This window comes from Sagittula sp., assembly GCF_052825245.1.
In genome coordinates, this window is the sequence record NZ_JBRBWD010000056.1 from 13,910 (window position 1) to 38,061 (window position 24,152).

At 62.2% G+C, this 24,152-nt stretch carries 17 protein-coding genes; 10 read left to right on the forward strand and 7 right to left on the reverse strand.

Going from position 1 to position 24,152, the window contains the following annotated elements:
• Positions 1-59 precede the first annotated feature (59 nt).
• From ACU0DV_RS22905 to ACU0DV_RS22920, 4 genes are all read right to left on the reverse strand, one after another.
• Complete coding sequence (locus ACU0DV_RS22905; RefSeq protein WP_027264453.1) at positions 60-2,084, reverse strand: type IV secretory system conjugative DNA transfer family protein; 2,025 nt, start codon at positions 2,082-2,084, stop codon at positions 60-62.
• Positions 2,084-4,411 (reverse strand): relaxase/mobilization nuclease domain-containing protein, encoded by a 2,328-nt coding sequence (locus tag ACU0DV_RS22910; RefSeq protein ID WP_027264454.1) that lies wholly within the window; start codon positions 4,409-4,411, stop codon positions 2,084-2,086. Before ACU0DV_RS22910 ends, ACU0DV_RS22905 begins: the two co-directional genes overlap by 1 nt.
• Positions 4,398-4,991 carry a helix-turn-helix domain-containing protein gene (locus tag ACU0DV_RS22915; RefSeq protein ID WP_027264455.1) on the reverse strand — a complete coding sequence of 198 codons (594 nt, stop codon included), beginning with the start codon at positions 4,989-4,991 and terminating at the stop codon, positions 4,398-4,400. The genes ACU0DV_RS22910 and ACU0DV_RS22915 overlap by 14 nt, the downstream gene beginning before the upstream one ends.
• Before the next feature lie 562 nt (positions 4,992-5,553).
• Positions 5,554-6,311, reverse strand: a protein-coding gene (locus tag ACU0DV_RS22920) for an IS5 family transposase (RefSeq protein WP_283984001.1) whose coding sequence is annotated in 2 segments (ribosomal slippage) — positions 5,554-5,990 and positions 5,990-6,311 — 759 coding nt in all. Because the reading frame shifts where the segments join, the coding sequence is not laid out codon by codon here.
• A 461-nt stretch (positions 6,312-6,772) separates the two neighbouring features.
• Here ACU0DV_RS22920 and ACU0DV_RS22925 point away from each other — a divergent pair.
• From ACU0DV_RS22925 to ACU0DV_RS22960, 8 genes are all read left to right on the forward strand, one after another.
• Positions 6,773-7,090 (forward strand): Dabb family protein, encoded by a 318-nt coding sequence (locus ACU0DV_RS22925; RefSeq protein WP_088652447.1) that lies wholly within the window; start codon positions 6,773-6,775, stop codon positions 7,088-7,090.
• Complete coding sequence (locus ACU0DV_RS22930; RefSeq protein WP_143747362.1) at positions 7,077-8,258, forward strand: aminodeoxychorismate synthase component I; 1,182 nt, start codon at positions 7,077-7,079, stop codon at positions 8,256-8,258. Before ACU0DV_RS22925 ends, ACU0DV_RS22930 begins: the two co-directional genes overlap by 14 nt.
• Before the next feature lie 173 nt (positions 8,259-8,431).
• Positions 8,432-9,484, forward strand: coding sequence for a quinolinate synthase NadA (nadA, locus tag ACU0DV_RS22935; protein ID WP_088652446.1), 1,053 nt, complete (start codon positions 8,432-8,434; stop codon positions 9,482-9,484).
• A 4-nt stretch (positions 9,485-9,488) separates the two neighbouring features.
• Entirely contained in the window at positions 9,489-11,072 is a 1,584-nt protein-coding gene (locus tag ACU0DV_RS22940; RefSeq protein ID WP_446273602.1) for an L-aspartate oxidase, read from the forward strand.
• A complete protein-coding gene (gene nadC / locus ACU0DV_RS22945; protein ID WP_088652444.1) occupies positions 11,069-11,917 on the forward strand; it encodes a carboxylating nicotinate-nucleotide diphosphorylase in 849 nt (282 codons plus the stop codon). Before ACU0DV_RS22940 ends, nadC begins: the two co-directional genes overlap by 4 nt.
• Before the next feature lie 125 nt (positions 11,918-12,042).
• Entirely contained in the window at positions 12,043-12,870 is an 828-nt protein-coding gene (gene panB, locus ACU0DV_RS22950) for a 3-methyl-2-oxobutanoate hydroxymethyltransferase (RefSeq protein ID WP_088652443.1), read from the forward strand.
• Positions 12,867-13,754, forward strand: coding sequence for a pantoate--beta-alanine ligase (gene panC / locus ACU0DV_RS22955; protein ID WP_088652442.1), 888 nt, complete (start codon positions 12,867-12,869; stop codon positions 13,752-13,754). Before panB ends, panC begins: the two co-directional genes overlap by 4 nt.
• Before the next feature lie 361 nt (positions 13,755-14,115).
• Positions 14,116-17,979 (forward strand): nSTAND3 domain-containing NTPase, encoded by a 3,864-nt coding sequence (locus ACU0DV_RS22960; RefSeq protein ID WP_446273603.1) that lies wholly within the window; start codon positions 14,116-14,118, stop codon positions 17,977-17,979.
• 199 nt (positions 17,980-18,178) lie between these two features.
• Here ACU0DV_RS22960 and ACU0DV_RS22965 read toward each other — a convergent pair whose 3' ends face one another.
• Entirely contained in the window at positions 18,179-19,216 is a 1,038-nt protein-coding gene (locus ACU0DV_RS22965; RefSeq protein ID WP_271109747.1) for a nucleotidyl transferase AbiEii/AbiGii toxin family protein, read from the reverse strand.
• Positions 19,213-19,878: a DUF6088 family protein gene (locus ACU0DV_RS22970; RefSeq protein ID WP_446273604.1), complete on the reverse strand. Its 666-nt coding sequence runs from the start codon at positions 19,876-19,878 to the stop codon at positions 19,213-19,215. The genes ACU0DV_RS22965 and ACU0DV_RS22970 overlap by 4 nt, the downstream gene beginning before the upstream one ends.
• Positions 19,879-20,106: 228 nt before the next feature.
• Here ACU0DV_RS22970 and ACU0DV_RS22975 point away from each other — a divergent pair, with 228 nt between their 5' ends.
• Together ACU0DV_RS22975 and ACU0DV_RS22980 are read left to right on the forward strand one after the other, a co-directional pair.
• Complete coding sequence (locus ACU0DV_RS22975) at positions 20,107-21,120, forward strand: AAA family ATPase (protein WP_271109746.1); 1,014 nt, start codon at positions 20,107-20,109, stop codon at positions 21,118-21,120.
• A complete protein-coding gene (locus tag ACU0DV_RS22980) occupies positions 21,089-23,701 on the forward strand; it encodes a S8 family serine peptidase (protein ID WP_446273605.1) in 2,613 nt (870 codons plus the stop codon). The genes ACU0DV_RS22975 and ACU0DV_RS22980 overlap by 32 nt, the downstream gene beginning before the upstream one ends.
• An 87-nt stretch (positions 23,702-23,788) precedes the next feature.
• Here the strand turns inward: ACU0DV_RS22980 and ACU0DV_RS22985 are convergent, their stop codons facing one another.
• Complete coding sequence (locus ACU0DV_RS22985; RefSeq protein ID WP_271109744.1) at positions 23,789-24,151, reverse strand: DUF6527 family protein; 363 nt, start codon at positions 24,149-24,151, stop codon at positions 23,789-23,791.
• Position 24,152: the final 1 nt, after the last annotated feature.

Consider the following 24,152-nt stretch of genomic DNA (forward strand, 5'->3'; position numbering starts at 1 on the left):
TCAAGGCCGTGGCCACAAGACACCATCGCGACATTCTTTCGTGTCGCCCGCATGGCGGCTCAGCCAAGCCCGAATTTCTCGCCCGTCTCGCTGACGTTTGCTTCCGAACCGGACATCTCCGCCTCCAACCGCTCGAGATCACTCACGGCGTCCTGAACTCGGGCGACGTCGTTTTCGGACGCAGCCTCCACCTCCAGATCTGCCTGCCGCCCGAACTCCATCTCCATCTGCCGCTGATCATCCGCAAGAACAGCGGCGCGGCCGCGCCGAGGCGCTTGAGCCGGACCGGACTCAAGGGGTGCAATCCCTCCGCCTTCTGTTAGCCCCATCCTGGCCTCGAAATCACGTTCCGTGAGACCTGACCCCCGCGGCGCCGTGGGCATCGCCCTGACGCTCAGGGGCAATTCCCCCATCGGAGGGACCGGCCCCGTCGGGAAGGGTAGCTCCCCCTCCTGGGCGGCATGGATGCCCTTGAAGAATGGGTCCTCGAAATACACCACGCGCTTGGCCCGGACCGGCATCTGGGCGTCCACGACGACGACGATCTCGTCGAGCGGCAGGCGCCGCGCCTCATCCTCGGGCAGGAGCGACACCTCCTCCGTCCGCTCCGATTGGCTGCGGCCCTCGAACGGGTTCTTCCCGACCGCGCGGGACCGCGTGACGACGGTTTTCGTGGTCTTGCCGACCGCCTTGCTCAGCTCCTCGACGGTCTTCTCGTCGGAGGGCGTCAGGTAGAGCTTGATCCCGGCGTTGCCCTGCAAGGCGCGCCGCGTGTTCTCGCCGTAGATCTCGTCGATGGCCGGGATGGTCTGGGTCACCACCGCGAGATGCCCGCGATAGGCGCGCAGCACCTCGATGCTCTCGGCCACGATCGGCATCTTTCCGAGCCGGTTGAACTCGTCGAGCATGATCATAACCGGCCAGGGCTCGTCCGGACCCGGTTCCTTGTCCTGAAGCGCCGACAGCAGGTCCGAGAAGAAGAGCCGGATCAGAGGTGCGAGGGGTTTCACCATGAGGGGCTGGACGACGAGGTAGACGCTGAAGGGTTTCTTGCGGATCGTCCGGAAGTCGAAGTCCGAGGTCGCCGTCGCATCGTCGATCGCCGGGTTCTGCCATTGATCGAGGCCCGAGGTCATCAGGAGCGAGACATAGGATGTCAGCGTATCGTTGTTGGTGGACGCCAGCCGTGTGAAGATCAGCCGCGCCGCGGCGTTTTGGACCTCATGGGCGCGCGCGAGATATTCCTTCTGCTTCTGCCCGCCCGAGGCGGCGATGCGGTATATCTCGCCGAGCGTCGGCCTGCGGCGTTGGAACGCGAGTAGCCCGGCCGCGACGAAGAGATCGATCCCCCCTTTGAGAAGCCCCTGAACACGGTCGTTGTCGTTCTGCAGGAAGAGTGTGGCCAGGAGCTGCAACTCCATCTGCTGGCGGGCCGGGTCTTTGAGCTCATAGATGCGCAGAAGTGGGTTGTAGCGATGCGTCCGCCTGTCCTCCCAATCCGTGGGCGCGAAGCGGAACACTTCGTCACCCTGCGCCGCCCGGTGGCGGGCCGAGGCCTCGAAGCATTCTCCCTTTACGTCGAGCACCACCGCTGAGCCCTGCCAGGTCAGGAGGTTCGGAATGACGAAGCCGGTGGTCTTGCCGCGCCCGGTCGGCGCTACGATCAACGCATGGGGAAAGGTCTTGGAACACAGGAACGGCGCACGCGAGCTTGGCTTTCCAAGCTTGCCGATCACAAAGCCCGTGCCCGGCGCGCCGAAGAAGCCGTTCCGCTTCATCTCGCGGCGGGTCTGCCAATGGGTATAGCCGAACCGGGTGAGCGCCGAGCCCGACATCGCAAGGCTCATCATGAGGCCCGCCACCCCGGCCCCGCCCATGATCAGGTTGATCAGGCGGAAGTCGTCGGGACGGGCGGCCCCGATGGCGCGGTAGTTCTGCACGATATAGAAGAAGTCGATCTCGGCCCGGAAACCCAGGTCCCGGAAACTGATCACGGCCGAGGCGATGACATAGCCGATCGCGATAGCGACCAGTGTGACCAGCGCGACGCCGAGGGCGAGGCGGCCCTTCCCTACCCCTCCCATCAGTGCGTCTCCCCGCGCTCGGTCTCGCCATCGACAAGATCGGCGCGGTGGAGCTCGAACTCGCGGTCGGCGATCTCCTCGACCACGGCGCGGGTCGCCTCGCTGTTGGCGGTGGCCGCGTCCGACTGCAGGTAGGTCTTCGCGGCGTAGAGCCGATCGAGACGGTCTTCGATCTGGGTCTTCAGCACGTCGACATCCCCGTCCCGCAGCCGGTCGATCTGCGCCGCGTCGAGCTCGCGCTCGACGGCGTCGCGGTAGGTCAGTCGCTGACCGTCGTCCTGGAACGGCGACTGCAGATTGCCGGCCCGTTCATGGTCGACGACCCGCCGGATGTCCGGATCGGCGATCGGTGCCCCCTCGACAGCGTCCCCCTCGCGCGCGTCCGAAAGCCGCCCGTCGCGCAGGTCGAGCGCCACCTCCCGCAACTCGTTGTCGCGGCGGACCTGGTTGAGGGCCTCGGTGTCGCGCAGATCGGTGACGGAAGCATAGGTCGCGCCAAGCCCGCGGGCGAGATGCGACGGCATATCGGGATAGCGCGCGCGGAACTCGTCCGTGACGGCATCCGCAACGGGGGTCCGCGCGTCGCGACCTTCCATGATCCGGTCGACTTCGCGGGTGATCTCGCGGGCCCGGGCCTCGTCGGTGATGCGCTCCCGGTAGGGCTCGGACCGGTCGATCACGTCGCCCGGGCGCGCGAGCAGTTCGGGATGCGCATCGAGGTAGCTGCGTTGCTCTTCTTCGATACGCCGCTCCGCGCGGGAGACGATCTCCCACTCCCGCGCCTCGATCTGGTCTTCGGTCAGACCTTCCGAACGCATGTCCTGGCGGATGGCGCGCTCCATGTCCTCAGTGGCGTCCCGATGATAATGGACCCTCTCCGTCACGGTGCGATCTTCCACGACACCGTCCTCACGCAAGACCCCTGCCCGCTCCAGCGCGACGCCGAGCTGGACATGGGCCCGGTTGAGGGTCTCGCGCGCCGTCTCCAGATCCGCGCGGCGCTCGAGGTTGAGACCGTCCCTCTCGGCCACCCGCGCCAGATCGTCAGCGATCCATTGCCGCTCGAGCGCGGCGTTCTGCGCGCCGGTTTCCATCCGGGCGACCACCACGGACGAACTGATCCCGGTCCCGCGCAGCGCGGTGTCGACCTGCGCCCGCACCTCGGGGTCTCGCAACCGGTCGAGCCGGGCCGCATCGATATTGGTCTCGGAATAGACCCCGCCCTCCGAGGGCTTTTCGGTCAATGTCACGGATCTGAGCCCTAGCGGCTGCATATGCGCGAGCCGCGACTGGATCTCGTTGAGGCTGCGCTCGAGCCGCGGCCGTTCGGCCTCCGGCTTCGCATCGATCATGCCCTGGACGCGCGCGACCTGATCGGCATAACGGGTCCTCAGATCCTCGAACGATTGCTCCTCTGCCATGTAGACGCCTCCTTCCAAAGTCAGCTTGCCGCCCTTGGCCAGAAGCTCTCCCGAGCGGAACAGGGCATCGGCGATGTCCTCGCGGTTGTCCGCAGAGGCCTCAGCGGCAAGCGAGTGATAGATGATCCGGGTGTTTGCGATCTCTTCGAGGGCGCGATCAAGATCGGCCCCGACCCGTGGCCGTGGCTCCGCGGCCCGCCCCTCAACCTTGGCCGCATAGACCTCGCGGGTGCGCGGCGGGTAGTGCACGACACCCCGATCGAGCCGCCGCGTGGCCTCCAGACGCACGCCGAACCGCTCGGCCTCTTCCACCATGGCGAGGCGGAAATCGTCGTAGTTGAACCGGTGATCGCGACCCAGGAAGAAGAACTCACCCTCCTGCGACCGGCGATTCAAAACTATATGTGCGTGGGGGTGATCGCGATCCTCATGCACCGCGATGATGTAGTCGAAATGTCCCTCTTCGGACTGAAAGAACCGCTCGGCGACATTGGCGGTGATGTCGCGCACGTCCTCGCCCCGGGTGCCGATCGGATAGGACATCAGCATATGCGTCGTCTGTCCGAGCTTGGGCTTGAACCCCGCACTCCAGCGCTTGGCGAACCGCTCCGTCAGGTCCTTGATCTCCGATCCCTCAAGCCTCGTCTTCCCATCCAGGAACCCGCTGCTGTCCACGATATGCGAGGACTTGGTGGTGAGGTAATCAAGCTGGTTCATGAGCTGGGATTTGGAATGCGTGCCCCCGCCCCGGATCGCCTTGAAGACCGCCGCACGATGCCCCGCAGCGGCGCGCACGAGCTGCCTCTGCCGGGACGCCTGCAGCCCTTGCATCGAGCCCCGTATCCGGCTCCAGCCATCCCGGAAGATCTCTCCGGTGACGTCATGGACGGCATCATTCAGCCGCATGGGCGAACTCCCTCAGAGCGGCAGTGGCGGAGAGCCGCATCCCATCCCGACGACGGCGCAAAAGCAGGTCGATCTCGTCAGCGGAATCGAGGATGAACCGCGCCAGCGCACGCATCTGCACGAGGCGCAGTTCGGACAACTCTGCGTTCGGCGCGGAGCCTTCCCCCTGCCCCTCCCGGCTGGCTTTCATCATCTGCTTGGCGACCTGCACGACGCCGTTGCCGACCTCGTGCAAGGAGGCCCGGTAGCGCGCCATCTCAGCCGCCAGATTCGCGTCCGGAACGAACGTTCCCCCCGCCGCCTGGATCAGCCGCCGGACCCCCTCCGTGCGGGTCTCGATCCCCGCCGCGGACAGCACCTCATCCAGCGCAGCAAGCTCTTCTGGTGTCAGCTTCACCGTCACCGCGGCCGTCGCCACGGCCGCATCCTTCTGGCGTTCTTCGTCCGCCTTCAACGTGTACTGGATGGCCCGCGGCGTGACCCCGAACCGCTCCGCGAGCGCGGAAGTCCCCACACCTGCTGCGGCCTCACGGATAATCTCCGCCCGCTCCGTCTGTGTCAGTCTCTTGGTCCGGCTCATACGAAGAAAGCCCCCCTATTTCCTGCCACCTTCATTCAAGGTCGCCTTCATCATACGAAACTATATTTACCGGTCAATACAATATTATTGCAGATTGCCCCCAGGCGACCTTGAATTCCGCTTCGAGCCGAGCACCGCAGGTGCGAGGCCCGGCCCGAAGGGCCCAGAAAACCCGACCATCTCCAACCGCACCTCGGCCGCCCGTTGTCATGCCCGCGCCCGAGGGTCTGGCCGAACACGGACCCGTGTTCGGACGGAAGCGAGGGGCGGCGCATCCCTCCACCGACGGGGCTGACGGACAGGGTCAAGGGCGGCCAGATTTGGCTCGGCCCAAATCTCTGCCGGAAAAACCGGCGGGCGTAGCCCGACTGTTATTCCGGATGGCCCCCTTGAGGCTGGCCGGCAGACCTGTTCCAGGCGATCTCTGATATCCCCCGTCAGGACCGCTTGCGGTCCTGACGCCTTCCCGGGGACGCCGGCCGAAGGCAGGGGTTCCCGGGTACAGCGCAGCCTTCCCTGAAACAGGGAAAGGGCCGCCCCTAGGCTCCAGACTCGTTAATTCTCAAAGCCAGAAGATGACAGTTGCAGCGAGAGCCACGGCGGACAGAAAGACCTTCGGGCACCTGTCGTAGCGGGTCGCAACGCGGCGCCAGTCCTTTAGCCTTCCGAACATGATCTCGATACGGTTGCGCCGCTTGTAGCGGCGCTTGTCGTATTTGACGGGCTTGCCTCGGGACTTTCGGCCCGGGATGCAGGCCTTGATGCCCTTGTCCTGCAAGGCTTCACGATACCAGTCGGCGTCATAACCCCGATCGGCCAACAACCATTCTGCCCCAGGCAGGCTGCTCAGCAGGGCTGCCGCGCCGGTGTAGTCGCTGACCTGGCCGGCTGTCATGAAAAACCTGATTGGGCGGCCGTTCGTGTCCGTGACGGCATGTAACTTGGTGTTCATGCCACCCTTCGTTCGCCCAATCAGCCTGCCACGCCCCCCTTTTTCAACCGCAGGCTCGAAGCCGTGCGGTGCGCCTTGAGATAGGTGGCGTCGATCATCACTGTCTTCCGGTCGGCGCCCTCGGCAGCAAGCCCCTCCATCATCCGGGCGAAAACTCCCATGTCGCTCCAGCGCTTCCATCGGTTGTAGAGCGTCTTCGGTGGACCATACTCCGTGGGCGCATCGGACCAACGCAAGCCATTACGATTGATGAAGATTATACCGCTCAAGACCCGCCGATCGTCGACCCTCGGTTTGCCATGGCTCTTTGGAAAGAACGGTCGCAGCCGCGCCATCTGCTCGTCGCTCAGCCAGAAAAGATTGCTCATCATGCCCCCATCAGTTTGGGAGCGTGAATCACGCCGACAAGGTGGTCGCAAGCCGATTAATGGGTCCAGACCCTAGGGCAGACCCTGACCGATGCGACGACAAAACCTAAACAGAACGAGTTGAAGTACGCGGACACCAAGGGGAGCAGGCCAGCGCCTTTGGGACCACAAATTGTGGCCTGCAGGGACGGATCGTCCTCATATGCATCCTTGCCGAGGTCGACGTTGAAGCCGTGGTCGCGTTTGGGTGCCGTATCGTAGTCGGCACCAGTCTTCTTGAATGGCGCGACGCCGGTCAGAGAAGGACCAGAAGGCAGGCTAGGGTCAGGTGACACACACCTTTATGACCCAGCACTATCCGGTTGAACGACGCGAGGCAGACCCTACAACTCGGTCTGCGGACGACTCCGGGCCACGCGTCGGGAGCATCCGCATGTTCTCAGAAACCAACCGGGATTGCCATGATCCGCCACATCGTCTTCTTCACCGCCATCAACAACGACAATATCGAATCTATCAGAAAAGGGCTCCAGATGCTCACCGGCATCCCGCATGCCCAGCACCTCGAAATCTCGCTCAATCGGAAGTCAGATCCAAACAGCAAGGAAATCGACGTCGTCGTCTACGGCGAATTCGCCGATGATGCGGCCCTGGCTGCCTACAAGGCGCACGAAACCTACGCGGAATCGATCCGCCGGGTGAAACCCCTGCGCGAACTGCGCTTCGCTGTAGACTACGATCAGGCCCAGGCCTTCACGGCTCCCGATGGACAGGCCTGAAGCAGCCTATCGCGCGGACGGGCCAAGCATTCTGCTGCGCGATGACCTCACCGGTACCGAGATGCGGTTCGCCATACCACGCGAGGTGATCCGCGCTGACCATCCGGACGAAGTCCAGGCCGCGCTCGACCGGATGGAACGCACACGTGCGGCCGGGAAATGGTGTGCCGGTTACGTGAGCTACGAGGCCGGTTACGCACTCGAGCCGAAATTGCGTGACATCATGCCCGGAGGCCGCCGCCTGCCGCTCGTGCTCATGGGGGTCTTCAACGCGCCCGAGACTGGATCGGTAGGGACACGGGCAACAGGCAAGGCGACTTTGACGGATGTCCGGCCAGAATGGTCCTTCGAGAATTACAGGTCGCGTTTCGAAAGGGTCCACCGGCACCTTCGCACAGGCGATTGCTACCAGGCGAACCTGACTTTCCCGTTCTCCGCGCGATGGTCGGGAGATCCGATAGCGCTGTTCGAAGAAATGACCGCCAGGCAGCCGGTCCGCTATGCTGCACTGATCGACTTGGGTGGGCCCATCATCCTCTCACGGTCGCCTGAACTGTTCTTCCAGGTAGACGCGGAAGGCTGGATCGAGACCCATCCGATGAAAGGCACTATCGGGCGCGGATCGACGCCCGAGGCAGACGCCGCCCTTGCCGAGACCTTGCGACAGGACGGGAAAAACCAAGCCGAGAACCTGATGATCGTCGACCTGCTGCGCAACGATATCTCGCGCATCTGCCAATTGGGCACGCTGCATGTACCCGAGATGTTCCGGATCGAAAGCTATCCCACAGTGCATCAGATGGTCAGCCGCGTTCGGGCGCGGCTGGCACTGGAGACGACCGTCTCCGATACTTTCACTGCGCTCTTTCCCTGCGGCTCGATCACCGGAGCTCCGAAGATCCGTGCGATGCAGATCCTGCGTGCGCTGGAAAGTCGTCCGCGTGACATCTATTGCGGGGCCATTGGGTTCGTCGCTCCGTCCGGCGAGATGCGCTTCAATGTTGCCATCCGCACCCTCACACTGCACGCAGGCGGAGAGGCCGTCTTCAACGTAGGCGGCGGCATCGTGTTCGATTCCGAGGTTCGCTCGGAATACGACGAATGCCTGCTGAAAGCCCGCTTCGCCTCTGGACCGGATCCAAAGTCTTGCCCGCGCACCGACGTCTGAGCCCATAATCGTATGACGGTGGCTTTCGGTACATGTTAGCGTGCGTCATTGAAATAAGACGCCCCGCACACTTGCCCTAAGGTAAGCCGACCCGTAAACACCTCTTAGCCGACGCCACCCGCGTGCGGTCGCGCCCTCCACGGCGGCCCGAAGTAACCTCAGGAACTCCGCTTTTGCTCGACCAGATCGCGCTGCGCGCCGAACTCGCCGATCACTACGATCTATCTCCGTCCACCGACATCGCCAAGGCAAATGCTGACATTTTCGCCCGGATAGACCGTGTCGTGACGCCCCCAGACTGGGCGATATTTGCGCCCTATGTCGCGGCGATCAATAAGCTGAAAAAGGAACGCAACGCGGTTATCCTGGCGCATAACTACATGACGCCCGAGATCTACCACGGTATCGCGGACGTGGTTGGTGACAGCCTTCAGCTGGCGATTGAGGCGACCAAGGTACAGGCAGACGTGATCATCCAGTGCGGCGTGCATTTCATGGCCGAGACCTCGAAGATCCTGAATCCGTCCAAGACGGTGCTGATCCCCGACATGGACGCCGGCTGTTCCCTGGCCGAAAGCATCACCGCCGAAGGTATCGCCGAAATGCGTGCCAAATATCCGGGCGCGCCGGTCGTCACCTATGTGAACACCACCGCCGAGGTGAAGGCCGCATCCGACATCTGCTGCACCTCCTCGAACGCGGTGCAGATCGTGCGCGGGATGGACAGCGACACGGTCATCATGACGCCGGACAAATATCTGGCGCAGAACATCGCCAACCTTGTGCCGGAAAAGAACATCGTCTGGTGGGACGGTGCCTGCATCGTGCACGAACAATACACCGCGCAGGACCTGAAGGATTTCCGCGAATGGAACCCCGGCACGCGGATCATCGCGCATCCCGAATGCCCGCCGGATGTCGTGGCCGAGGCCGATTTCTCCGGCTCGACCAGCGGTATCATCGACTATGTGACGCAGCAGCGCCCGGAAAAGGCGATGCTGGTGACGGAATGTTCGATGGCCTCGAACATCTCGGACGCGCTGCCGGACGTGGATTTCGTGGGGCCCTGCAACATGTGCCCCTATATGAAGAAAATCACGCTGGAAAAGGTGCTGTGGTCGCTGCACACCATGCAGGGCGCGGTCGAGGTCGACCCGGCGGTTGCCGACAAGGCCCGCATCGCCGTTCAGCGCATGATCGACCTGTCCGCCAAGATGGCCGGTTAGGGCGATGACCCCGACCGAAACGCCGATCAATACGGGTCGCGTGATCATCGTCGGCGCGGGCCTTGCGGCGCAATATGCGGCGCTGAAACTGTCCCCGCACCCCGTGCTGATGATCTCGCCCGAGGCATTGGGCGCTGGTGCGTCCTCGGCCTGGGCGCAGGGCGGCGTTGCGGCGGCGATGGATCCGGCGGACAGCGCCGATGCCCATGCCCGCGATACCGTCACCGCCGGTGCGGGCACCGTTGATCCGGGCGTCGCCACCTCGGTCACAGCCGAGGCGCGCGATCATGTCCTTGACCTGACCGGGCTGGGCACGCCCTTCGACCGCACCTCGGACGGGTCCTATGTCCTGTCGCGCGAGGCCGCGCATAGTTTTGCCCGCGTGGTGCGCGTGCAGGGCGATCAGGCCGGGGCCGAGATCATGCGCGCCCTGACCGTTCAGGTGCGCGAGGCCGACCATATCCAGGTGCTCGAAGGCGTCATGGCCACGGCGCTTGAGGTCACTCAGGGCCGCGTCACCGGCGTGGCCGTCGCCCGCTGTGATCAGGGTCAAAGCGCCAGCGTCACCCTGCGCGGTGCCGCCGTTCTGCTGGCCGGGGGCGGATCGGGTGGGCTTTATGCCCTGACGACGAACCCGCCGCGCATCCGTGGGCAGGTGATCGGCATGGCCGCCCGCGCGGGCGCGCAAATTGCTGACGCTGAATTCGTTCAGTTTCACCCGACCGCCATGGCCTGCGGGCTGGACCCTGCCCCCCTTGCGACCGAGGCGCTGCGCGGTGAAGGCGCGACGCTGGTCAACCGCCTTGGCGCGCGGTTCATGCCGGACGCCCACCCAGACGCCGAACTGGCCCCGCGCGACATCGTGGCCCGCGCCGTCTATGCCCAGACACAACAAGGGCTGGCCCCGGCGCTGGACACCCGCGCGGCCCTTGGTGCGAAGATCCTGACGGATTTTCCCGCCGTGGCCGCCGCCTGCCAACAGGCGGGTCTGGACCCGTTGACGCAGGTGATCCCCGTGGCCGCCGCCGCGCATTACCACATGGGCGGCGTGGCGACGGATGGCGAAGGCGCCACGACCCTGCCCGGCCTCTGGGCCTGTGGAGAGGTCGCCTCGACCGGGTTGCACGGGGCGAACCGGCTGGCCTCGAACGGGCTGCTAGAGGCGCTGGTCTATGGCCGCCGCTGTGCGCTTGCGATTGACGCCGCCCTGCCCTCCCCCGCAGATGCCGCGCCCGTCACCCTGCCCGACCTGCCCGCCGCCGAAACGCCCGATCCCGCGCTGGTTGCCCGGCTGCGGCAGGCGATGACCGATGGCGCGGGCGTGATCCGCACGGCGGAGGGCCTGACCCGCACCCTGACCGAAATCGCCGCCATCGAAGCCGCGCAGCCCGACTGCGAGGCGCTGGCCAACATGACCGCCACCGCCACCCTGATCGCCGCTGCCGCGCTGATGCGCCGCGAAAGCCGGGGCGCGCATTTCCGCTCGGACTATCCGCAGGCGGACGGCGCAACCGGCACAAGGTCGCTGATGACCCTGAAAGATGCGCTCGCGATCCGCGACACCACGACCCGAAAGGAACCGGCGTGACCCATACTCCCCTGCCCGACCTGATCCTTGAACCCCTCGTGCGCGCCGCGCTGCTTGAGGATCTGGGCACCTATGGCGACATCACCACCCGCACGGTCATTCCCGCCGGCACCACCTATTCCGCGCGGCTGAACGCCCGCGAACCCGGCGTCGTGTCGGGCCTGCAAATCGCCGCGCTGGCCTTCCGTCTGGTGGACCCGGCGCTGAAGATCACGGCGCATAAAGCCGACGGTGACACGGTTGCGCCGGGCGATCAGCTGATGGAGATCACGGGCAACGCGGCCTCCATCCTGTCGGGCGAACGGGTCGCGCTGAACTTTGCCGGGCGCATGTCCGGGATCGCCACGCTGACCGCCGCCTTCGTGGCCGAAACGCGCGGCACCCGGACCCGCGTGACCTGCACCCGCAAGACCACGCCGGGGCTGCGGATCGTCGAAAAACAGGCGGTGCTGCATGGCGGCGGGTTCAACCACCGTTTCAGCCTGTCGGACGCCATCCTGATCAAGGACAACCACATTGCCGCCGCCGGGGGCATCCGCCCGGTGCTGCAATCGGTCAAGGCAAGCGCGTCCCACATGATCCGCTGCGAGATCGAGGTCGACCGGCTGGACCAGCTCTCCGAGGCGCTGGACGAAGGTGGGGCCGATGTGGTTCTGCTGGACAATATGGACAGGCAAACCCTTGTCGAAGCTGTGAAAATGACCGACGGTCGCGTGGTGCTGGAGGCCTCGGGCAACATGAAGCTGGACCGCATTGCCGAGGTCGCGGCGACGGGTGTGGATTACATCTCGTCTGGTGCCCTGACCCATTCGGCGCAGGTGCTGGACCTTGGGCTGGACTTCTGAACGCGCCAATCGTCGCGATACATATATGACTTTTTCCCATAGTGCAACGCAATAATATTGTGCTGCACTTGCGAATAGGTCCCCAACCCGCTATCCCCTCCCAAGCCCGTCTGAGGAGGACCGACATGAGCCAATCCGCCCCGCAACGCAGCCTGACTGCCTCTGACATTCGCGCGCGCAAAGGGGCCGATCCGCTTGTCTGCCTGACCGCCTATACGACCCCCGTGGCCCAGCTGGCGGATGCGGAATGTGACCTTGTTCTGGTCGGTGACAGCGTCGGAATGGTGCTGCACGGGCTGCCCTCCACCCTCGACGTGACGATGGAGATGATGGTGATGCATGGTCGCGCCGTCTCCCGCGGCCTGCACCGCGCCCTGATGGTCGTCGACATGCCCTTCGGCAGTTACGAGGAATCCCCCGCTCAGGCCTTTCGCAACGCCGCCCGGCTGATGGCCGAAACCGGGGCCGGCGCGGTCAAGCTGGAAGGCGGCGCGCATATGGAGGACACGATCCGTTTCATCGTCGACCGCGGCATCCCCGTCATGGCCCATATCGGTCTGACACCTCAGGCGGTGAACGCGCTTGGCGGCTACAAGGTGCAGGGGCGCGGCGCAGATGCCGAACGGATCACCCAAGACGCCCGCGCCGTGACCCGCGCCGGGGCCTTCTCGGTCGTGCTGGAAAAGGTGCCCGCCACGCTGGCCGATCAGATCACCGCCGATATCGATATCCCCACGGTCGGCATCGGGGCCTCGGCCGGATGCGACGGACAGATCCTTGTGATCGACGACATGCTGGGGTTGTTTGATGCCTTCAAGCCCAAGTTCGTCAAACGCTATGGCGATCTGGCCAGCGACGCCCGGACAGCCATCCGCACCTATGCAGAAGAGGTCCGCGCCCGCAGCTTCCCCGCCCCCGAACATGTCTTTTCCCAAGAGGAACCCGGCAAATGAAGATCATCCGCACCAAGGCCGAGCTGCGCGCCCTGACCGAAAGCTGGCGCCGCGCCGGGGACAGCATCGGCGTCGTGCCGACCATGGGCGCGCTGCATGCCGGGCACCTTAGCTTGGTGGAACGGGCCTGCGCCGAAAATGACCGGGTGATCGTGACGCTGTTCGTGAACCCCAAACAGTTCAACAACCCCGAGGATCTGGCGAAATACCCTCGGACCGAAGACAGCGACGCCGCAAAGCTGACGCCCTATGGCGCGGATGTGCTTTACGTACCCGACGGCGCACAGATGTACCCCGAAGGTTTTGCCACCACGATCTCGGTCACCGGTGTCAGCGAAGGCCTGTGCGGCGGGGCGCGTCCGGGGCATTTCGACGGGGTGGCCACGGTGGTGACCAAGCTGTTCCTGCAATGCGATGCCGACCGCGCCTATTTCGGTGAAAAGGACTATCAGCAACTGCAGGTGGTGACCCGGCTGTGCGAGGATCTGGACCTGAATACGGAGATTGTCGGCTGTCCGACCATTCGCGAGGAAGACGGCCTCGCCATGTCTTCGCGCAACCTTCGGCTCGGTGCCGGGCCACGCAAAACGGCGCCGATGATCGCCCAGGTCTTGGAAGACGCGGCGCGTGTCATCGCCCGGGGCGGACACGTCGAGCAGACCATCGACAAGGCCAAGAAGGCCCTGCTCTCAGCCGGGTTCGACTCCATCGACTACCTCGAACTGCGCAGCGTTCCCGACCTGAAGCTGATGACGAGTGCAGACCGCCCCAGCCGCCTCTTCCTGGCGGCCTGGCTCGACGGTGTGCGCCTGATCGACAATGTCTTCGTTGCAGACCTCGCGAGCGTCGGGAAATCAAAAGATCGACCGCTCGAGCCGGCCTGAAAAGAGACAGGAGATGATAGGAGGGGCCATTATCGTTACCGCTCGGGCGGGCAATTTCGGAGCGCTGAACCGCCTTTTCTGAATTGCGTGAACACCATCTCAGGAGTTCAGCGTGCGTCGTCTCAATTGCATCATCCGCATCGCTGATCGTCGAGGGCAGTTCCGTCAGGCCAAATGCACGGCTGACTTCCTATCTGGTTGGCGCAGCCTGAGAGCAAGCAACTGCGGAGTTATTTCTCGCCAACCGCCACGAGCATTCTAGTCTGCACTTGCTCAGGCAGCCGCCGGAGAACAAAACTGGCCAGACTCTGGTTCGTCAGACAGCACCAGCCAGAGCGTATGGCAGAAAAAACTACAGCAGGTGCAGACAACATTGAATATCGCAATTGTCGGACCCGAAAAGTACAAGTTCCAGGACCTCGTCTGCGTCGAGCTGGCGCTCTCGCTTCGCAACAGCGGGCTGAGCGCAATGGTACCCGAACCGCAAGGAGGGGAGGACACAGAGTTCACTTGGGACGATGTCGACGGCATCGCTCTGCTTGAAGTTCAGGTGAAAGGCACACAGAAGGATTTCACAGCCGCCGACCTGGCCGACTACCTGACGCATTATCCCAGTCACAGTGCGACCGGCTCCTTGCTCGAGCGTCTGGTTGGCGATCCCACGCGCGGTGCGCTTTTCGTGACTTCCGGCCGGCTCACCGATCCGCTGACCGAGTTCGCCTTGGCACGCGGAATTACGGCAATCCCCGCAAGCCACTCGGTCAGTCGCGACACGCTCCAGCAATTCGTTGCTGAGCTAACCACGATCGCGGGGGGCGCCCCGGCCTCCAAGCTCGACGCGACGAGGCGCGGGGATATAGATCGCCTGGCAAAGTTGCCGCCGATGAAGCTACGCAGCGCCCTCTCTCGCGTTTTCGTCGTCGCCGAAGAAATCGACGCGACCGTAGAGACTCGGCTCCACGCGCACTTGCGCACAATGCGGTTCGCTACGTTTTCGCTGCGCGGGGCGATCGCAGCGCTTACCGATGAGCTCGACAATGCCAAAAAGGCGCAAACAGATCTGCTCGCGCCAATGCTCCGCCGCCTAGATCAAATAGCACCCGCCTCGGTTGCGCCGCTCAACTATGTCGATCTCGGCACCGAGAGGGCGTTGCTCGACCAATTGCGATCCGAAGGCATCCTGCTGCTCAGCGGCCCGCCGCGTGCCGGCAAGAGCTGGACGCAGCGCGCGCTTGGCGGCGTCTTGCAGCAGGCCGGATACGAAGTGCGGCAAGGGACGAGCGTCGAAGAAGCCGAGCGTTTCCTGACCGATGAGGCAGGCGGCGAGCGCCTGTTCCTTCTGGACGATCCATTCGGCTCACGTGAGCGGACGGAAAAGGCGTCAGCGGCATTCAGCGACTTGCGACGGCTGATTGAACATCTGCCGCGCAACCGGCACCTGATCGTCGCTCAGGTCGATCATGTCCTCTTCGAGATCTGCCGAAAGTCCGACCTCGCGCACTGCGCGGTCGGTACTATCGGCTGGAATCCGGTGCGGCCGATCTCGGTAGAGGCGGCACACGCCATCTGGGTTCAAGGAGCCAAAGTGATGCACCTCGATACAGATGTAGTCACGAGGATCGACGGCTTGATCGACCGCGACGCCCGGCTGCGAAGTCCTGGAGCGCTAACCTACCTCGCCACCGCCTGGGCGGATTTGCCACCTGACCTCGACGACGACGCGATCGGCGTATTCGCCCATGGCGATGCTACGGATTTCGCGCGTATGCTTGTGGACAAAAGCCCCGATATGGAGCCCGTACTCGTGTCGATGGCGATCGCCACCGGCATCGATCAGGGCACATTCACCACCGAACTCGCTTATGTCGTCGATGGCGACGGCAGCCAGCCAGGGCTCGTGCCCGAGCTCGGGATCATCTCGCTGACGGACGACGTCAAGGCGCCAGATTACTGCACGCCCCCGACGCTGACGGTCGCACAAACCGCAATCGTCGATCAATTGTCGCGTCGGCGCGTCTTCGAGGAACGCCAGCAACGCCTCAACTTCACGCATCCCTATTTGCGCGCCGGCGCGCAGATGCTGATGATGCCCGATTTGCCCGCTGACGTGGCGAAGGTTCGGGACCGTCTGGTGCGCGGAATCGGCTCGCTCTCTCCTGAAACCTCGCTCGCGGTCGCGCGCAACTTGCGGTGGGTGCGCACGATGATGGCCAGAAGCGCCGACCAGGCGTTGTGTTTCGCGGTTGCCGAGCACGGACTCCGCTCGATCTTCCCCGCGACCCGCGACGCCTGTTTCGCCTTCCTGCTCGATCACGTCGATGACTTGCCCGACGAGATGCGCGACGACATTCCACAATGGGCGGAGCGTAGCATCGTGTCGATCGACGACATTTCGGTCGATCGCGGTCTTGCCTTCCTATTCTCAAACGGTTGGCCCTTTGGCGGGTTCGACGTGCCTATCGCGCAAGTAACGCCCTATCTCGACGCGATCGAGAAAGAAGAACCTCTCGGCCTCGACTTGCCGCTATCTCGCCAGATCCTGACAGCGCTCGCCGATCATCCCGACCGCATGACGATGAAAATGGTGAATCGCTTTCTCCATGCCGATGAAGCGGTCGTGCGCGCCGAGGCTGCCCGTACCTGGTTGTGCATCCCGCGCACAGACGATCACGTCGTGCTTGACCGCATCGGCCTAGATAGGGCCCCGGCAGTTGCGGTGGCGGTCCTAAAAAGCGCAGTCGCTGCCTGGCCGGAAATCGACGATGATCGGCGCGCGCGCTTGCTCGGCATTCTCGACGATCAGGCTAAAGCGCCGCCGACCGCGAGTGCGCTTCTGTCGCGACTCGTCTTGTTCGACCGGGTTGAGCGTTTTGGTGAGAACCCGCCCTGGATCATCTTTGCCCGCCTGATGCCCACCATCCTCGATCGTTTGCCGCCTAACGTCGCATTGAGCGACGGGCGCTTTAACAATGCGCTTGAGCAAGCCATCGCGTCTGGATTGATCGAGGAACTGTCGCCGATCGTGGTCGCTTGGAGTCGGCGGTTGGTCGAGCGAGTGCGGGAATATTTCGTCGACGATTATGAACTCGGGATGATCGAACCGCTACTGCGCGTAGCGCGACCAGAGGCGCGCGCCGAGGTGTTCGAGCAGCTCTACGGCCTTGTCGACACCGGCGCCCGGGTCGTGATAGCGGCCGATATCGCCGACGATTGGAATCTACTGACCCAAGATGAGCACAACCGATTCATCGCTTGGGTCGGCGAGCCGCGGAGCGACCGTCGTTGGGTGGACGCCACCCTCCTGACGCGGCGCGACGTCAATCCTGCGATCATCGAAGCGATCACCGGTTGCCAAGATCTTGCGGGTCGCGATGCGGCGCAAATGGAGGCACTTGTCGGTCCTGGAAGGTTTGAGGCTTGCATCCGGATGTTCGTCGGTGTGCCGCAACCACTATGGGCATATGGCAAGCACCACAGCGCCAAGAAACTCTGGACACCGATTATCCACGCGATCGCAGCTGACCCGGGACATCGGCTATTCGAGGCAGCCTTCGACGATACTCTTTCGTTTGCAGATGAGGCGACGATCGAAAAGATCGTCGGACGGATGCCGTCAGAAGGCCTGCCGCAGGCATTTTCCAACATGCTGGCGGCCAAAGTCCGGACGGTGGGGGACTGGCATTGCGAGGCTTGGGTGTCGTTGTTGGAGCGAGGCGAGCTTGACGGTCTGCTCGAGGATTGGTTCGTGCGCATCGATCAGAAGCTGGACGGAATTCTGGAAGACGTTCTCGATTCCAAACGATGGCTCGCATCGAGTCGCTTCGCAAAGCATGTTGATGAATTGGTGCGCGCCGATATCATCGCGCTTACTGAGCTCCACCGAATTGCAGATGTTGCGGCGAGGTTCAGGACTGCGCCGCAAGCCGAGAGGAGGGCGGAGGAGAACGTCACGCTGGCTCTAACGATGCTATTCGACGAAGAGATGAAGCAGATTCTTGCAAACCCGCCGAGGCTGCACGGAACTTGGAGTCGCATCGGGGGATTTGCGAAGGAATTCAACGCGAGCGCAGAGATGAAGAATCGGATCGAGGTCCAACGCTTGGCGGCGGTCGAGCGCCACCACGAGCTCAGGCGAGCCGAGAAGGACTACAGCGTCGGTATAGCGCTCGAGGGCTGGGTGGACCCCGCTCAAGATGCCCGCTGCCGAGGAGCCAAGGGCGCGTGACCTACAACGAGATTCTTCCTCCACCATCCCCTTTATGCAGACCATTTTTTGGAGATTGTGTCCCTTATATGTTTCGAGGCGTAGCCCTAATTAGACGTTGATACCTCGGACATAACCCGACATGGACCAAGGCAGCCTATCAATGTCACGCGATCTGACACAGAGGCAACTCCTCGTCAAACCTGACGCAAGTCCACCATCAGCCGTTCAACCTGTCCTCGATCTCGTCGATCGACGATAGGATATCCCCGAAATCGGGGGCGTCACCAAAGATCATCGCCCTAGTGTTGTCGTAGTCCCGGGCCAATCGATCAATCATGTGGCCTACGGGCCGAAGGGCGTACGTACCGGGTGCGGCGGCTGCGAGGTCGTAATCCGGTCTACTGAAGAACGTTCGGGCATGCTCAATGCAATCCGCACCGAGAGCCAGATCGGCGACGGCCGAGGCGCCAACATCCGAGAGCAGGAGCGAATGCAGATCGTAGTAATGTCGGGAAATCCGCTGCCCGTCCTGGCGAAGTTCGCCGCGCCGCTCGAACCAGTTGCGCAAGCCGTGAACAATCACGATCTTGTCCCAGAAGGTTCGCTCGGCATGAATCGTCGTGACATCCGGCACGCTAAGATCCAGTGCTTCGAGATCAGCATCGATATAAGGACCAATGGTAACGGGACGGTTCGGATCAAGTGCGGATTTCGCGCCTGACTCGATCTTGACTGCGGCCTGCACATATCCGGTCTCAGATGCATCCACCCGCGGATACCAGACCAGCAGCGTTTGAGAACTTGGATCGCTATCGTCGATCTCGACGCGACCCGTCCCCCCCGTGTCGGCTACCAGAATTTCAGCGACGGCCTCCAGAAGCTCTGTGGTGATATAGCGGCTGCAATCCGCTGCAATCGCGTCAAGAGCAGCCTTCCGCTTCTTGTTGGAAAGTGCCGCGATCTCAGCAGTGCTCCCAGGGTGACCGAGGTCATCTCTGAAGACGGTGACGTCAATGTCTTCCGAGAACCGGTTGATCAGACCATAGGCCTTTGAAAGCGACGTGCCGCCTTTGAAGAGAAGGCGCGGGCCGCCCTTCGGCAGCCGATGGTAGAGGGTGTTGAGTGTCCAGCACACCCAGAAGTCTTTCTCGATGTTGATCAGGGGTGAACCGAGCCGCCGGGCCGTCGTGAGGAAGAGGTCAGCGCGGTCAGCGGGCTCCGCGCGGATGACTTCCAAGAACGCCTCTGTCGTCATGTGTTTCTCTCCGCACCTGCCGACATGATCGGTTTGCGCAGGATGTCCTGCATCCATATCGGCATGGCCGAGAGACCGATACGAAGGTCCTCGGTTAGTTTTGGCCCCCCGTCACTATCGGTAAGGAGCTTTCGAATGGTCCGATCGACTTTCGAGCGCTCGGTCTCAGCCCTCATGGTATCGTGGACCCAATGCAGTGCCTGAACAAGATACATTCCAGGGCGTCCCGCCCAATACAAACGACTGGGCGCAGCATGCTTGAAGACAATCTTTTGGTTGCCCAGTTCGATGGGTTTCAGGCGGGCATCGACCAGGACCTCAATCTTGGCTGGAACGGCGTTTGTCAGTCCGAGAGTGTTGGCCGCGGTCATTCCGTCTACGACAAAGCGCGCCTTGTCCCGCCGTGCGACAGCTTCTATGACAGCGCGATAGTCCGGTGCCGACGGTTTCCCGGTCAGTTTGTTGAGTCGCGGCTTGTCGTAGAGGCCGCGTTCGATACGACGGAGCTCGCCGGACTTGGCAAGCCGTTGGAGGGCCTTGTCGACGGCCTCGCGCGAACCGGCATCCGCAAAATCTCCCGGCGTCCAAACCTTGGCAGGTTCGGCACTGATCCGATCAAGGATCTGAGTGGGCAAAGCAGCAGGTGATCTAGCATCCATCATGTCCGAAGATTACCGCATATTTCGGACATACGCGAGTCCGAAGTTTGCTACATATTTCGGACATCCAAAGCCTGACAGCATGGTACGAAGAATTCAGCAAATTGCATGTGTCTCATTATCAGCGCCTTTTCCTCTGAATCCGCGTGAAAACCTAAGTATCGGGTGACTTTCCGCCCGATCCGTCTATGATTCAGATGGGAAGCATGTTGAACATTTTTAAGGCGGGTCATGGCGAGAAGCGACCTCATCATCGATTTGGTTAAGGCCGGGGTGTCCGGGGATACAGACTCCGTTCGCGTTACAGCTGAAGCAATTGCCGCTGACGAGCGATCGAAGAAGCATACTGGAGTCGCGGATCGGATTTCAAAGGCACTGACCGTACCGCCAAAACCAGGAGTTAACGGGCGCTCATCGCAGCCGGCTATGCGGCTCCGAGACGGTTCTGGCGGAATACAGCGACGTGAGCCCGAGCGCCCGATGTCGAGCTTGTTTCTGGACAAGAAGGTTCAAACTGCCTGCGGTGAACTCATAGAAGAACAGCATCGGGCCGATGTTCTTAGAGCGCATGGGCTGGAACCACGGCACAGGTTGCTACTCGTTGGGCCGCCAGGAAACGGCAAGACCTCTTTGGCCGAGAGTCTTGCTTACGAGTTAGCCTTGCCTCTGTTCGTGGTGCGTTACGATGCAATCATCACAAGCTACCTCGGCGACACAGCGACGCGACTTCGGCGCATGTTTGATTTCGTACGCACGGAACCATGCATTCTATTTTTCGACGAGTTCGACGCCTTGGGAAAGGAAAGAGGAGACCTCCACGAAACAGGAGAAATCAAACGCGTTGTGACGACGTTGCTGCTACAACTTGATGATCTTCCGTCATATTGTGTCCTTGTCGGCGCGACGAACCACCCCGAATTACTTGACCGCGCAACCTGGCGAAGGTTCGAAATCAAACTGGAACTCGGGAAACCAACAGATGATCAGATGACAGATTACTTTGCTCTCCGGATGAAGGAGTTCCACGATAACTTCGGGTATACCGCCAAACGCCTACGTGCCGCGATTTGCCCAAAGAACTTTTCCGAGGCCGAAGACTTTTTTATGGATATTCACAGGCGTCGTGCACTGGCACAGGGAAACGTCACCTTCCGTACTTTGGTCAAGGACCGTATAGGCGCATGGGCCTCACAGCATGGAAGTGTGACCGGGGATGACAGATCGACCGATCCTTCGACTGCCTAATCCCGAACTCACCGTTCGTCTGAAAGGTTCGCCAGACCGGCGCCGACGCCCGCGCGGCGCCGGTCGCCAAGGTCAGGACGCGCGATTTGGCGAAGCATTCAGGCGTCTGGAAGAAGCCTTCCAGGGTGAAGCGCCGGATGTGCTTCTTCGCCAGGATCCTTCCGGCATTGCGCCAGAACGAGCGCTTGTTTTTGAGACACTGCTGCCCATCCAGAACTTTCAGAAGGCCACCGCGCGCATCGGCTTCGAGTTGCTCATCGAGGACCGGCTCGACGATAATTACGAAATCCCGGACGAGCTCGTTGATGAATATGTTGCTGCTGCCGCACCAACGCTCTATGCGACAATGCCCTCAGCAGCAGACCTTCAACGCATGCTGCAGCTTTGGCGCGCCTACCAAAACGACGAGGAAAAACCATACGGGCTGGCTCCATGGTGGCAGCTATTCGATTTGCTCGCGGACATCCGCCCTTGGGGACCGCAGGACCGGTTGACGCCCCAGGCCCAAGCGGAGCTGCTCAAGCAACTTGCCGACGATGACGCTGTGCCAATGCGTCTCGAGCTGGAGATCTGGCCGACAGCAAACCGCGCGCAACGGAACAGATGGCAAACGGATACGCGGGCGCGGGTTGAGGCACTGGGCGGAGAGGTTGTGCGAACCAGCTCGATCAATCTCAATGGGTTCATCTATGAAGCGGCGCTCATCGACATGCCGTCAGGTGCTGTTCGGGCGATGCTTGAAAATCCGTTCGCTCCCGACGGTCTTGCGACCATAGACGGGCTGCAGTTCGTGCTCCCCCAGACCGTAGGTCAGTCTCTTCCCGATCTCTCGGACGACGAACCCGATACCGATTTCGGCGATCTTACACCCTTTGATCCCAACGCGCCCGTACGAGCCGTGCTACTTGATGGCACACCGATCGCCGGTCATCCTGCCCTGGACGGTGGCGTCGATATCGAGGACGTTCACGATCTGGTACGCCTCTCGCAGGTGCAGCACCGACGCCACGCGACCTCCATGGCATCGCTGATCCTAAGAGGCGACCTTGTTGCTGATGGCGCCCCTCTAAATGGCGCTCGTCTGCTCGCCATACCAGTGCTTGTCGACGGGGCGGATGGCGCCTCCTCGCCAGACGATCAGTTGTTTGTCGACCTCGTCCACATCGCACTAACGCGCGCGTTCTTGGGTGACGATCCACTGGCACCGGAAGCATTCATCGTCAATTTCTCGATCGGCGTGCGTGGATCGCATTTTGCAGGTCGGATCAGTTCGCTTGCACGGCTACTTGATTGGTGGGCGGAGAACCAAGGTATCCTTTTTACAGTCTCCGCAGGCAACGCTCCGGACGGCTTGGTCGTCCCCAATATGAGGTCCATTGACTTCGAGGATGCTGGTCTTGAAGCGCAAAAAGCCCATATCGATGCGGCCTTGCGCGTCGCGCGACATACTCGAACGCTTCTTGCACCCGGCGAAGCGGTGAACGTGGTCACTGTTGGCGCGGCCTCTCGGGACCTCACCGACCCGACGATGCCGCTGCCGGCAGGCATGATTTCTCTGGACGGCGGTGAGGGTGTTCTAACTGCCGTCTCGTCAGGGCTGGGCCTCGGCGCCTTTCGGTCGATCAAACCCGACTATGTCCACACGGGTGGCGAGCACGATCTACGCATGTCTCCGATCGGCGCCCATCTGCGGCTAACCGTCCCCAACCAGTATCAAAGGTCGGGTCTTTATGCGGCAACCGTGCAGCGGGGTGCAGCCTCTCAATATCGTGTCAGAGGGACGAGCTGCAGCAATGCTTTGGCAACACGCGCACATGTCAATGCCGCTACCGAACTCATGGGCGACGACGGACCCTTCGAAGGACAGAATCTCGGCAGACGCGATCTTGCCCTGATTACCAAAGCATTGGCCGTGAACGCAGCTCGATGGCCGGAGAATGCGATTGCCTACTATGAGTCGGAACGGGCGCGGCTCAATGGCAACCATTCGAACGCACGCGAGGAGGTGTGTCGGCATTTTGGTCACGGGGTGCTGAATGAAGTCTTCATGCGGGAAGCGCCGGACTATGGCGTCACGTTGATTGGCACTGCAACCATTCGCAAAGACCGTGCGGCTTTGTTCGATGTTCCTCTGCCACCCTCGCTTGCCGGTGAGCGCTTGGGCCGTTCCATGTGGGTAACGATTGCCTGGTTCTCTCCGGTCCTTGCAACCAGAGCTAGATACCGTCTGGCGCTTCTGGAAGCGGTGCCGCATGGAACCGATCTCTTGGGGAATTTGATCGAGGATCAGGGCTGGAACCTCGACATGCGGGCCCGCGAACTGGACGCGAATATCATCAAGAGGGGTACTGTCTGGTCTCGACGCCTGATTCAAGATGGTCCGATTGTGCCAAACTACGGTCAGGGTGCGGTGCTTCCCATACGTGTTCAATGCCGGGACAACTCCGGCGGAGGTCTCAGTCCAGACGAAGAGATACGCTTCGCGATCGCAGTGACCCTCGAATTGGAAGTGGAAACCCAGTTTGATATCCGCAGCGAAATCGAGGACCTTATCCGGGTGCGGCTACGCGAGGCCGGGTAGCGCATGTGCTCACTACAAACCGGGACCCAGGCGGACCGGGAGCCTACCTGAGTCTTGAGATTTTTTTTTACATATTCCTCCCCTGTACTATGGGTGACCGCATCCGCTGTTCCGGCACCAAGTGACTGCCCCTTTTCGGATCCAGAAGTGCGCCCTGCAGGCGTTGCGTTGATGCACCGAAGGGGAGAGGGAAGGTCGCCCGAGCCAATCACGGTTGACGGACCAGTGCGGCCGCCGATTGGACACAAGTGGCAAGCGCATGATGTTACCACACCCACCAGGGCAGGCCATGACCGCCCATTTCAGCTTGTCTCGGTCGCCGACAAGGATGACGTCGCCAGGCGCAATTTCCTCAGGTGACGGCTGCTGTTCCAAATATCTAAGCAGGACGGCCGGTCGATCGACAAGGCGCAGTGTGACCAAACAGGTACGAAGGATGTCTCTGATCATC